This window comes from Tamlana flava (assembly GCF_041287255.1).
Taxonomy (GTDB): Bacteria; Bacteroidota; Bacteroidia; order Flavobacteriales; family Flavobacteriaceae; genus Tamlana; species Tamlana flava.
This window is the reverse complement of sequence record NZ_JBGGTX010000001.1, coordinates 868,730-881,470: the sequence shown is the minus strand read 5'-3', so window position 1 is coordinate 881,470 and position 12,741 is coordinate 868,730. Positions and strand designations below refer to the sequence as shown.

Below are 12,741 nucleotides of genomic sequence, written 5' to 3'. Positions count from 1 at the left end.
AATTTTAACGTGTTTGGTTGAAAAATTAGTTGAAATGCGTTTTAATTCGAGATATTAACCGAGTTCCCTTCACCAAGCCCGATAATCTGGTCGTAACGTGCGCCTAAATCCCTATAGTAAACTAGTACTTTGTAGTTGTTTTCGGTTTGATAATAATTTCCGTCAATTAAGCCTTCATCAATACTGCCATCACCATTAACAACAACATATTTGTAATTATAAAACCCTTGTTTCAATAAAATAGCTTTTTCAAATCTATTTTGACTTTCGTTGTATTCCATTCGGGTGCTTTCATCAATGGCGTAATTATTAAAATTTCCATAAACATGGACGGCCTTATTTTTAAAACTGTCGTTAGCGACCAACGAAAAATGCATCCAAACGTAATCAGCTTCAATGCTCGGGTCATCGGCATCAATATTTAAAATAACATAGTTGCCGTTAATATCGGGGTTGTAGGTATAGGGCCTATTAGCACGCGAAATATTCGCATAAAGATAGTTGTGGTAAAGTTCCTTTAAATCGATAAATTGAATGCCAGTGTTTGCAGCACGCACATCCTTATTTTCGAAGAAAAAATATTCATTTCCACCCCAAAAACTGGTTTCGGTATCATATTTATAGATGAGTTGATTGCCGATGGTGTATTGAGGTTTTAAGTTTGAGATTAAAGTGTGTAAATTGTTGTTTTGAATGATGACTGCCTTTACCGTTTGTTTCGGGTTATTGAACTGCATGTTGTTCGGCGTAATAACTATGTCTACACGCTGTTTTTCTTCAATAAATTGAACATCCCGTGAACGCTTAATATGGACACCCACACTGGCCTTATCTTCGTAAATCATGAATTTTCTTGAGAAAACTAGGTCGCCACTATTGTCGTAAATTGAAATGAGATAATTGCCGGATACTTTTAAGCCTCGAGTCTGCCCATTAGGAATAGTCAATCTGTAATGCGAATATATTTGATAGGTGTTATATGAGTTTTCATAATCGCGAATACGTTGGTTATCAAAACCCTCCATGAATTCTGAACGAACGAGAACAGACGGTGTCCAATCAAAATCAAAATGTTCAATTTTATAGTAATAATCGTCTTCATTGCCGTTCAGGGCATCAAATTCCAATACCAAATATTCGCCAAGTCTCAGAATAGGTAATTGTGTTTCTGGGGTATTGCCTCTAAAGTTTATGGTTTTAATGTAATCGGGCGGATTAACCTCTTCAACCTGCGAAAAAATCAAGGTCGGAATCAGGCAAAAGCAATAGAGCAACACAGACTTCAATGTCATTTTTTTCATAATTATTTGGTAAATATATGCAATTTCTATGCCCTAACTTAATCTTTTATTTAGAACCGTTATAAATAAAATAACTAACAAATATTTGAATGAAGATTATAGCTATTAATTCGTATTTTTGCCCCGATTTTTAGTAAACTAATTACAATAAAAAATATGTCAAACGACATTCGTATTAAAAAAGGTCTGGACATAAAACTTATTGGTGAAGCTGAAAAAACCTTAGAACAGGCGATTATCAGTAACTACTGCACCATAAGACCAGAAGATTTTCATAGCGTTACACCAAAACTTGTTGCAAAAGAAGGAACCACCGTTAAAGCTGGTGGTATTTTGTTTTATGACAAAAACAAGGAAGCTGTGAAATTTGCATCTCCTGTTTCAGGAAAAATCGTTGAGATTCAAAGAGGGCCGAAACGACGCATAGATGCTATTAAAATTGAGGCTAGCAAACCACAAACTTATGTAGATTATGGTAAGTTTGATGCTGATGGTGCAAAGCCAGAAGCAATTAAAGCACATTTGTTAGGTGCGGGTTGTTGGCCGTTCATTAAACAACGTCCTTATGATGTAATTGCCAATCCGGATAAATCGCCAAAGGCTATTTTTATTTCTGGTTATGCCAGTGCACCATTGGCGGCCGATTTAGATTTTACCTTACAGGGAAAAGAAGCGGAATTACAGGCTGCGATTAATGCATTAGGGAAATTAACAGAAGGTAAGGTTCATGTTTCAGTTGGTGCAAAATCCAATTCACCTCTTGCAGGTCTATCTGGCATAACCTTACACAAGGTTTCTGGGCCACATCCATCAGGTAATGTTGGCACGCTAATCAATAAAATAGACCCTGTTAATAAGGGTGAAGTAGTTTGGACGGTTAACCCTCAGGATTTAGTAATTATCGGCGAGTTGTTTTTAACAGGAAAATTCAACGCAGAGCGTATTGTTGCTTTGGTTGGGTCTTCAGTCAAAAAACCAAGATACTTCAAAACACTTATTGGAAGTGAAGTATCCACTATAGTTTATGATAAGGGTATTGAGAAATTTAGAGATATCCGAATTATATCTGGAAATGTTTTGTCTGGAAAAGAAGTAAGACCAGATGGTAGTTTAGACTATTACAGTGATGTAATTACTATAATTCCAGAAGGCGATGATTATGAATTGTTTGGTTGGACAAAACCGGTATTCAATAAGATATCAACGTCTAGAGCATTGACTTTTTCTTGGTTAAACCCTAGGAAAAAATACAACTTGGATACTAACACAAATGGCGAGCACAGAGCATTTGTGGTAACCGGAAACTATGAAGAGGTGTTTCCATTGGATATCTACCCGATGCAAATATTAAAAGCTTGCATGTATCAAGATTTAGATGAAATGGAAGCTTTAGGTATGTACGAGGTGGCTCCAGAAGATTTTGCATTAACAGAATTTATATGTGTGTCTAAACAACCACATCAAAAAATAATAAGAGAAGGATTAGACTTAATGCTTAAAGAAATAGGATAATGGAATTGAAAAAGAGATTACATATTTTAAAAAGAAGGTACCGGAACAAAAAATTTGCTCCCGCTTTCAATGCATTGCATACATTTTTATTTCTTCCAGATGAGACTACACACGGAGGTACTCATATTAAGGCGGTGGACGATTTAAAGCGCACAATGAACACGGTAATCATGGCCATGGTTCCTTGTTTGATTTTTGGTATGTTCAATGCAGGGTACCAACATTATTTGGCTTTGGGAGAAATACAAGCGGTATCGGGTGGTTTCTTCAGTAGTGAATTTTGGACCTTGGATAATTTTATTGTAGGTTTTTGGAAAATTTTACCATTAGTAATTGTCTCTTACGGTGTTGGTCTTGGAATTGAGTTTTTGTTCGCCATCATAAAAAAGCATGAAGTAGAAGAAGGTTATTTGGTAACAGGAATGTTGGTGCCTTTAATTGTTCCGGTCGATATTCCATTATGGATGTTGGCAGTAGCTGTTGCTTTTGGCGTGGTGATTGGAAAAGAGGTTTTTGGCGGTACTGGAATGAATATTTTAAATCCAGCTTTGACTATCAGGGCCTTTTTGTTCTTCGCTTATCCAACTTGGATGTCTGGAGATAAAGTGTGGGTTCACGGCGCGGTTGCCAGAGATGAAGCTATTGCTGCTGGCCAAAATTTAGATGCTATTTCTGGAGAAACTATCTTAGGTAGTTTGGCACAGAGTAAAGATATTGCTTATTCAACAGCGGATATGTTTTTAGGCTTTATTCCAGGTTCTGTGGGTGAAACATCGGCATTGCTCATTCTTTTGGGTGGATTGTTTTTAATCTTCACTAAAATAGGAAGTTGGAGAATCATGCTGTCATCAGTTGTAGGAGCTATTGTTATGGGGTTGATTTTCAATCAGGTTGTTGATGCCGGAATAGTTAGTGAAAGTAGCAAGTTCTTCGGATTAATGAGTGCACCATTTTGGGAACACTTAATCATAGGCGGTTTTGCCTTTGGTACTGTGTTTATGGCAACAGATCCAGTAACGGCTTCTCAAACAAACAAAGGCAAATGGATATATGGTTTCTTGGTTGGATTTATATCCATTATGATACGTGTGTTCAACCCAGCATATCCAGAAGGGGTGATGTTGGCTATTCTTCTTATGAACGTATTTGCACCAACCATTGACCATTATGTTGTTCAAGCTAATGTGAAGAAAAGAATGAAACGTTTAAAAGTTAAAGTGGCTTAATTATGGCAGTTAATACAGAAAAAAATTCATATACCATTTTATTCGCCATTGCGATGGTAGTTGTTGTGGGAGCATTACTGGCGTTTACAGCTTCTGCATTAAAACCGAAAATTTCAGAAAACATGCGTATAGAAAAACAGCAAAATATTCTTTATGCCATGGGAGTAAATAATAATGAAGGTGGTAGTGCCGAATTCGTTGCTACTACTGAAGCTTCCGAGCTGTTTTCTAAATACATAACAGATCAGGTTGTTATCAAGAACGGCGAGGTTTCAAAAGATGACCAGGCTTACTTAATCGACTTGAAAAAGGATAAGGCTGCCGCCGCAGGTGATGCATCAAAACGCAACCTACCTCTTTTCGTTGGAGAGAAAGACGGAAAAACATTTTATGTCATTCCTATTTATGGAAAAGGACTGTGGGATGCCATTTGGGGATATGTTTCTTTGGACAAAGACATGGTAATTCAAGGCGCATATTTTGACCACAAAGGAGAAACACCTGGTTTAGGAGCAAATATTAAAGAACGTTTTTTTATGGATGATTTTATTGGCGAGCATGTGTTGGATGCCAACGGAAACTTTAAAGGCGTTGATGTTGCCAAAGGAAATTCAGATCCGACAAATAAAGACAAAACAGATAATGAGGTAGATGCTATTGCGGGAGCTACAATTACTGGCAACGGTGTTTCAGCTATGATAAAAAGCGACTTAAAGCTTTACAAACCTTATTTTGATAATCTAAAAAACAATTAATTTATATGGGACTTTTATCAAAAAAAGACGCCAAGTTAATTACAGATCCATTAGCGGATAATAACCCAATTACCATTCAGGTTTTAGGTATATGTTCGGCATTGGCAATTACGGCACAGTTGAAAGCATCAATTGTTATGGCTATCTCGGTAATGGCGGTTTTAGGTATTGGTAATGTTGTTATTTCTTTAATGAGAAACATCATTCCTTCAAAAATTAGAATCATTGTTCAATTGGTTGTTGTTGCTGCTTTAGTAATTATTGTTGACCAAGTGCTTAAGGCATTCTCGTATGAGTTGAGTAAAACATTATCCGTATTCGTAGGGTTAATCATTACCAACTGTATTATTATGGGACGTTTTGAAGCCTTCGCCTTAGGTAATGGCCCATGGCGTTCGTTTTTAGATGGTATAGGAAATGCAGCAGGCTACGGTGCCATCTTAATTATCGTTGGGTTCTTTAGAGAATTGCTTGGATCTGGTACTTTATTAGGTTTTAAGGTGTTGGGTGATCCTATTGAAAAAACTGGTTTGTACGCCATAGGTTATGAAAATAACGGTTTTATGCTGTTGTCGCCAATGGCATTAATCGTTGTGGGTATTATTATTTGGGTGCAAAGAACAAAAAATAAAGCATTAATAGAAGATCATTAATTGACGACTTGTCATCCTGAGCTTGTTTCGGGAATATATCAAAATAAAGCATATGGAACATATAGAATTATTTTTTAAATCAATATTTATTGATAACATGGTATTTGCCACGTTCTTAGGGATGTGCTCTTATCTTGCAGTATCAAAAAAGGTAAGTACGGCAGTTGGTCTTGGTGCTGCCGTAATATTTGTATTGGCTATTACGGTGCCTTTAAACTGGCTCTTAGATCAATATCTTTTGCAACCCGGTGCTTTAACTTGGTTGGGTGAAGAATATGCCGATTACGATTTAAGCTTCTTATCATTCATCATGTTCATAGCAACAATTGCTACCATGGTGCAATTGGTTGAAATTGTGGTTGAAAAATTTTCACCATCATTATACAACTCACTTGGTATTTTCTTGCCACTTATTGCTGTAAACTGTGCTATTTTGGGAGGTTCACTATTTATGCAATCTCGTGAAATTCCTTCTTTAGGTTTAGCTTTTAATTATGGTATTGCCTCAGGAATAGGATGGTTTTTAGCTATTTTGGCTATTGCAGCTATTCGTGAAAAAATCAGATACTCGAAGGTGCCGCCGGCGTTAAGAGGATTAGGTATTACCTTCATCATTACAGGTTTAATGGCTATAGGTTTTATGAGTTTTGGAGGTATGTTAACAGGTGGTGATGATGAAGGCGCAAAAGAGGAAAAAACTACTGCATCCGTTAAAAAAGATACAGAAGATAACATTGCGTTGAGCGAAGTAGAAAATACAGACGAAGAAGTGTTAGCTAACAACATAAAAGTAAATGAGTAACATGATTTTAGCCGCAAGTACAACAGGAACAATTACAGTAACAGTAGTAGCGTTTTTAGTTATTACGTTGTTGTTGGTTGCATTACTATTAGTTGTAAAACAAAAATTATCCCCTTCGGGTCCAGTTAAGATTACCATAAATGGTGAAAAGGAAATTGAAGTGGCTTCTGGAGGAAGTTTGCTTTCAACTTTAGGTTCCAAGAAAATATTTTTACCGTCTGCCTGTGGTGGCGGTGGAACTTGTATTCAATGCGAATGCCATGTATTATCTGGTGGTGGGGAAGCGCTTCCAACGGAAACCCCTCATTTTACAAGAAAGGAATTGCAGCATGGTGCACGTCTGGCTTGCCAAGTAAAGGTTAAGCAAGACATGAACATTACCATTCCTGAAGAGGTTTTTGGTATTAAAAAATGGGAGGCGGTTGTTGTTCGTAATTTTAATGTGGCGTCTTTTATTAAAGAGTTTGTGGTTGAAATTCCAGAAGACATGAACTACAAAGCTGGTGGTTACATTCAAATTGAAATTCCTGAATGTGAAATTAAATATTCTGATATTGATATTACGGCGCATCCTGAAGAGCATGAAACTCCAGATAAGTTTCAAGCAGAATGGGATAAGTTTGGGCTTTGGCCCTTGGTAATGAAAAATGATGAAACAGTTGAAAGAGCCTATTCCATGGCTTCTTACCCGGCTGAAGGTCGTGAAATTATGTTGAATGTTCGTATTGCCACCCCACCTTGGGATCGTGCTAAAAATGGTTGGATGGATGTTAACCCCGGTATAGCTTCATCTTATATTTTCTCAAGAAAGAAGGGTGATAAAGTAATTATTTCAGGACCTTATGGTGAATTCTTTATCAACGAGTCTGATGCCGAAATGCTTTATGTAGGTGGTGGTGCTGGAATGGCGCCTATGCGTTCACACTTGTATCACTTATTTAAGACTTTAAAAACAGGTAGAAAGGTTACCTATTGGTACGGTGGACGTTCTAAGCGTGAGTTGTTCTATTTAGACCATTTTTACAAATTAGAGAAAGAGTTCCCTAACTTCAGATTTTTCTTGGCTTTATCTGAGCCTTTACCAGAAGACAATTGGAAAGTTAAAAAAGATATAGATTCTCCAGGTGATGGTTTTGTTGGGTTTATCCACAATTGTGTGATAGATAATTACCTAAGTAAACACGATGCTCCTGAAGATATAGAATTGTATTTCTGTGGACCACCATTGATGAATAAAGCTGTTCAAAAAATGGGAGAAGATTTTGGTATCCCAGATGAGAACATTAGATTTGATGACTTTGGAGGCTAAGCGCTAATCGCGATTTGACATTAATTTGTCATGCTGAATTTATTTCAACATTACTTTATAAAACAGAAGCCCGATACTGATGTATTGGGCTTCTGTTTTATTCATGTCGGTTACTTTAATTACGCTGTAGTTCTTTCTCTTTAGTTTCAAAAAGTTTCGTATAATCCATTACATTTCTGATACCATCAAGTTCACATAAAAAAGTAACAACGGCATAAAGTCCGTCAAATAAAATATTTTTATCGGTGGGGTTTTTAGGTCTTACATGTCTATGGTGAAATGGCAATTGGTAACCACAAGCACTTAAAAAAACAGATTCAATCTGTAATAATTCCAAAGGAGAATAGCCATTGAATTTCCTGCCAAGATTTTGGTGTACGAGCCCAAGGTAATTCAACCTTAAACTTCCGTGGTCATCAGATAGATATTTCCAACTATCGGTATTGTCCAATATATTCCCAACGGCACATTGCTTACAACATTCTGGATTTAAAGTGTTGTTGTGAAAAGCAGTATAAAGCCTTCTTATAGCATTTTCAAAGCGGATTGTTGTTTTCATCTTATTAAGTTAGACATAATTCATTAAGAATCAAAAAAAATGGCTGGCTTTAGATTTTAAAACTCTTTTTTAAGTCTATCCATTATAGGCATTACATAATATTCTAAATTGTCGTCACATTGTTTTAATATTCTGTAATGTAGATGCAGCATGCCGATTACCAAACCTTCAAATTCTGGTTCGAGCTTTAATTTTTCAAGAAAAATAGAATATTCTATTTTATCCCTGGTCAACCCTTCCTTTGTGTTGTAGGCAACACGTTCTTCCTTATTGAGTATATTGTTAAGGGCAGATTCCATAGTCTGTCTTGCTGTAATAAGCGATTCATTCCAAGATTTAAAAAGTTTTTGGGAATTATAATAGTCTATTATTCTATTTTTAAGTTCTTCATTTTTTAAAAGCTTAATATTTCCAGTTGATCTTAAATCAGTAATAGTGTTTTCATAGGTTTGAGGGAATTGAACAAAACCAGCTTGTGAGAAACTAAAAATGAGAGCTAGCGTATCTTTATAGATTTTATTGCCAAAGTCAATTGAATCAAACTTTGTCTTTTTTATATCATAATCGTTATAAATAAATCTTAAAATATTATTTAGTTTTTGGATGTTTCTATTGGCATTTCTACTTTTTCTTATATACTCTAAAGAATCTTTTTTAATGTCGGTGTACAAACTTTCATAATATGTTTTTTCTAGCTTTTGAAGTTTTCTTTGTTCATTCCAATTATTAATTTGTAGCGCTATCAAAATACCTATTACCACCAATACGATTTCTCCTATGGCATATTTAAGATATTTACTGGTTTTGCCTTCGTTGAGAAGGTTCTTACGGATGTGACGAAAGAATTTTATCATTTTAATTTTTTTATTTCTTTATCAATCATTGCGATGATTTCTTCTGCTGTTTCAATCAATTCGAGAGATAGAATTAGTGAAACTGAAATGGTTAATTCTCTTGATGCTAAAGTACTTTCAAATTCCATAGTATTAAGCAAACTATAATAATCACTTGTAAATGAACTTTGTGAAGAGTAATCGACAAGCTTAAATTTATATTGTAGTTGATTATTAACGTTGTAAAGTGAAACGTAACGTTTTAAAATGGGATACAAGTTATTATATACGATATTACTTCCATAAACCTCATCTTCGGTCATATCTTCAACTTGTTGTGGCCAAAGCACTAATTTATTTTTAATGGAATCGTTACTTATAATATTTATTTTACCCGAGTTGAACAATATATTAAGGGTTTCTGATTGCCCATTATAGGTTGGGTTTATCAATAATTCACTAATTAAACTGTCCAATTGTTTTTCTGTGTATGGATTTCGTTTGGTATGTATAACTTCATAGATAACAGCACTAGTAGAAATGATACGTTTTTTAAAGGCATTATTTTCTTCAAATTCAATTATAGTATTTGCAAAATCAGATTTAATGTTTTTAAGAATTTCAATTTCTTCAGTTCGTTGCTTTCTTCTTTCATTCCAATTATTAATCTGTAGGGCAATCAAGATACCAATGACTACAAGTACAATTTCACCTATGGCATATTTTAGGTAATTGGCTGTTTTACCTTCAGCCAGTAGATTTTTGCGAATATTTCTAAAGAATTTAATCATAGATTGTTTTTTATTTACTTAACTCCTCTTTTAAAAGTTTCATCACTTTATTTGTTTCTGAAAGATTTTTATAAAGAATTACCGAAATAATATTTCTTTGAATTTTTACTGACTTGATAAGAGAAAGATATATAGAATCATTTTTTAATGTATCGATATTGTTTGGTTTAAGAGGAACATTAAAAGGTTCATTGAGATTGAAATTTTTGTCATCATAACTAAAAAGCCTATCAATATTTGATTGTCTGTTTGGTTGGAAAGATTCAAAGTATTCCATTTCTTCAAGTAATGCTTTATGTGTTAGCTCAAATAATTCCACAATACTTTTACGTAAGCTATCTGAAGTAATAATATCATACCCCACATTTTTCAACCCTTCATAACCAGCATAAGACAACGATAAGTTTGTTCCTGGTTTACGAGCATGCTGAAAATGAATATTTAAGGTATCTGAATAAGGCAAATCACTTTCAAGAAAATTTATAACAATGTTGCTAGACGTATTCCAAGTTACTCTATTCAAAGAATCCGATACCATACTGGTATAATTGTTCTCGAGGGAACTTAAAAGCTCAGTTAATACTTTATGTTCTTGTTTTCGTTCTTTTTTATTCTCGTTCCAATTATTAATCTGTAATGCAATTAAAATTCCTATAACCACCAATACAATTTCGCCAATAGCATATTTTAGGTAGTTGGCTGTTTTACCTTCAGCGAGTAGATTTTTGCGAATATTTCTAAAGAATTTTATCATATGAGTTCGTCTAAGTCGGTTTGGACACTTTCTTTTAAATCTGTCGCTCTTCGCACAATTTGTTTAGTGAACCAGGCATTGCCTCTCCAATGAACAGAAAATCTTGACAATTCGTTTATGAATTCCTTGTCATCGGCCATTTCCATAAAGTTGTAATGATTTGTAATGTCTAATGTTTCAGGATCAACCGAAGTCAGGATATGTTTGCTAAAGGTATTGCTGTTGATAATGGAAGCACCAAGACGGTCAAAAATAGCGTCTACAGAGATACTATATTCATGAAAATTAACTAGTTTATTTCTCGTGTCAAGGTTATATATTAAACTCAGCTCTCCGTTGCTTTTCATTTCATCAAAAGTTGCCATTTCGGAAAATTGATAATTAAAGCGACTCAACCAGATTATGGTATAATCAATTTCTTTTTGTTCCTCTTCTGTAGGTAATTTTTTTGAATTCAATAAATCAATGGTTAGTTTAATAGAACTTAGAACATGATGAGCGGTTTCATTAAGGTTTTGGCTGGTGGTAATGGTACGATTTAAATCTTCTATGAGTCGTGTATGATATTGAACCGATCTTGTTTTAGCTTTTCTTGTTTCATTCCAGTTATTAATTTGTAAGGCTATCAAAATTCCAATTACAACAAGGATGATTTCTCCAATAGCATACTTTAAGTACTTGGTAATTTTGCTTTGGTTGAGGAGTTTTTTTCGAATGTTGCGGAAGAGTTTCATCATTGTTTTGGTTAGCAATTATTTGTTAGTTCATTAAGTTACAGTATTAATGTATTTAAAATATGATTGGCAAAACAAACTGAAACACCAAAATTAAAAGTACCACGGAAATTAAATTCAAGATAATCCCAACACGGGCCATTTGGTTCACTTTAATATAACCACTTGCAAAAACAATGGCATTTGGTGGTGTTGCCATGGGCAGCATAAAGGCACAGCTACTGGCAATAGTTACAGGAATGAGCAGATATAAAATCTTTATTTCTAAACCAATGGCTATGCCTGCCACTACGGGAGCTAAAACAGCCGTTAAGGCCACATTGCTCATTAGTTCTGTCATAAACAACATCAAGGCAATGAGTACAGAAGCCATTACCAATACACTGATATTGCTATTTGAAATGATGTTGGCAACAACATCTACAATACCACTGGCGGACATACCACTTGCAAGTGCCAAGCCACCACCGAATAATATTAAAATTCCCCAAGCCAATTTTTGGGTATCGTTCCAATGCAAAACAAAGTCTCCTTTTTTAAGGTTAAAAGGAACTGCAAATAGAGCAATGGCTCCTAAAACACTTATCATGGTATCTGATAATCCCAAGTTTGGAATTAATGAATTTATAAGGCTCCTGAATATCCATAAGGAAACGATAACCGCAAAAACAGTTAAAACGTGTTTCTCTTTTAGGGTAGTTTTCCCCAGTTTTTTAAGTTCAATGTCAATAAAATCCTTTGATGCATTAAATACCAGCCCTTTATTAGGAAACATCCATTTTACCAATACTAAATAAATAATTGCAATTAAAAGTGCAGAAAAGGGCAGCCCTAAAACCATCCATTTTAAGAACGAAATTTCAATATGATATTCATTTTCAAGAAGCCCAATTAAAACTGAATTAGGCGGGGTGCCAATGACCGTTGCAATACCGCCTGCATTGGCCGAAAATGCGATGCCGAGCATAACACTTATGGCGAAATTTAAATCTTTTTTGGTAAAACCATCTTCATCATCAATCAGCAATTTTATTACGGACATAGCAATAGGTAGCATAACCACGGTGCTGGCAGTGTTGCTAATCCACATACTCATAAATCCAGTGGCAATCATAAAACCGAGAATGACTTTATTGGGTGTAGTGCCAGTTCTTTTAATAATATTTAAAGCAATACGCTTATGCAGGTTGACCTTTTCTAAAGCCAAAGCCAAAACAAATCCGCCAAAAAACAGAAAAACTATGGGGCTTCCGTAGTTTGAGCCAACATCGGCCATGGGCATAACTTTAAAAAGGGGGAAAAATAAAAGTGGCAGCAAAGCTGTTACAGAAATAGAAACAGCCTCGGTAATCCACCAAAGCACCATCCAAACGGCCAATGCTATAACAGTGGTTGCTTTTTGGGAAATAATTTCGGGCGTTAAAAATTGAATAACTAAAAAAAGTAGTGGTCCTAGTAAAAGTCCGATTCTTTTAGAAATTGGATGTTTAGTCATTTATTTTTAGGTAGTTA

General features: G+C 35.0%; 13 protein-coding genes. 6 read left to right on the top strand and 7 right to left on the bottom strand.

The features are described 5' to 3' along the window. Positions 1-41: 41 nt before the first annotated feature. A complete protein-coding gene (locus ACB104_RS03865) occupies positions 42-1,292 on the bottom strand; it encodes a type IX secretion system plug protein (protein ID WP_502267019.1) in 1,251 nt (416 codons plus the stop codon). A gap of 165 nt (positions 1,293-1,457) precedes the next feature. On the opposite strand from ACB104_RS03865, the gene ACB104_RS03860 reads away from it, so the two are divergent. Genes ACB104_RS03860 through nqrF form a run of 6 tightly spaced genes read left to right on the top strand, consistent with a single transcriptional unit; the run spans position 1,458 to position 7,558 of the window. Then, positions 1,458-2,813: a Na(+)-translocating NADH-quinone reductase subunit A gene (locus tag ACB104_RS03860; RefSeq protein WP_370476958.1), complete on the top strand. Its 1,356-nt coding sequence runs from the start codon at positions 1,458-1,460 to the stop codon at positions 2,811-2,813. Continuing rightward, positions 2,813-4,039, top strand: coding sequence for an NADH:ubiquinone reductase (Na(+)-transporting) subunit B (locus ACB104_RS03855; RefSeq protein WP_370476957.1), 1,227 nt, complete (start codon positions 2,813-2,815; stop codon positions 4,037-4,039). The genes ACB104_RS03860 and ACB104_RS03855 overlap by 1 nt, the downstream gene beginning before the upstream one ends. A 2-nt stretch (positions 4,040-4,041) precedes the next feature. Beyond that, the gene (locus tag ACB104_RS03850) at positions 4,042-4,794 is read left to right on the top strand and encodes a Na(+)-translocating NADH-quinone reductase subunit C (protein ID WP_370476956.1); all 753 of its coding nucleotides are present in this window, start codon (positions 4,042-4,044) and stop codon (positions 4,792-4,794) included. 5 nt (positions 4,795-4,799) lie between these two features. Continuing rightward, on the top strand, positions 4,800-5,447 hold the full coding sequence (locus ACB104_RS03845) for an NADH:ubiquinone reductase (Na(+)-transporting) subunit D (RefSeq protein ID WP_370476955.1): 648 nt from the start codon (positions 4,800-4,802) through the stop codon (positions 5,445-5,447). Between the two features lie 52 nt (positions 5,448-5,499). Next, positions 5,500-6,249 carry an NADH:ubiquinone reductase (Na(+)-transporting) subunit E gene (gene nqrE / locus ACB104_RS03840; protein ID WP_370476954.1) on the top strand — a complete coding sequence of 250 codons (750 nt, stop codon included), beginning with the start codon at positions 5,500-5,502 and terminating at the stop codon, positions 6,247-6,249. A gap of 1 nt (position 6,250) precedes the next feature. After that, positions 6,251-7,558, top strand: a complete 1,308-nt coding sequence (nqrF, locus tag ACB104_RS03835; protein ID WP_370477096.1) for an NADH:ubiquinone reductase (Na(+)-transporting) subunit F — start codon at positions 6,251-6,253, stop codon at positions 7,556-7,558. 115 nt (positions 7,559-7,673) lie between these two features. On the opposite strand, the gene ACB104_RS03830 is transcribed toward nqrF, so the two are convergent. From ACB104_RS03830 to ACB104_RS03805, 6 genes are read right to left on the bottom strand one after another with little or no spacing between them, the layout of a single operon-like run. Beyond that, the gene (locus tag ACB104_RS03830) at positions 7,674-8,117 is read right to left on the bottom strand and encodes a Na(+)-translocating NADH-quinone reductase subunit F (protein WP_370476953.1); all 444 of its coding nucleotides are present in this window, start codon (positions 8,115-8,117) and stop codon (positions 7,674-7,676) included. Between the two features lie 56 nt (positions 8,118-8,173). Continuing rightward, positions 8,174-8,971: a DUF6090 family protein gene (locus ACB104_RS03825; RefSeq protein ID WP_370476952.1), complete on the bottom strand. Its 798-nt coding sequence runs from the start codon at positions 8,969-8,971 to the stop codon at positions 8,174-8,176. Continuing rightward, on the bottom strand, positions 8,968-9,741 hold the full coding sequence (locus ACB104_RS03820; protein WP_370476951.1) for a DUF6090 family protein: 774 nt from the start codon (positions 9,739-9,741) through the stop codon (positions 8,968-8,970). Before ACB104_RS03820 ends, ACB104_RS03825 begins: the two co-directional genes overlap by 4 nt. Positions 9,742-9,751: 10 nt before the next feature. Then, a complete protein-coding gene (locus ACB104_RS03815; RefSeq protein ID WP_370476950.1) occupies positions 9,752-10,495 on the bottom strand; it encodes a DUF6090 family protein in 744 nt (247 codons plus the stop codon). Next, the gene (locus ACB104_RS03810; protein ID WP_370476949.1) at positions 10,492-11,232 is read right to left on the bottom strand and encodes a DUF6090 family protein; all 741 of its coding nucleotides are present in this window, start codon (positions 11,230-11,232) and stop codon (positions 10,492-10,494) included. The genes ACB104_RS03815 and ACB104_RS03810 overlap by 4 nt, the downstream gene beginning before the upstream one ends. A 52-nt stretch (positions 11,233-11,284) precedes the next feature. Beyond that, positions 11,285-12,724 carry an SLC13 family permease gene (locus ACB104_RS03805; protein ID WP_370476948.1) on the bottom strand — a complete coding sequence of 480 codons (1,440 nt, stop codon included), beginning with the start codon at positions 12,722-12,724 and terminating at the stop codon, positions 11,285-11,287. Positions 12,725-12,741: the final 17 nt, after the last annotated feature.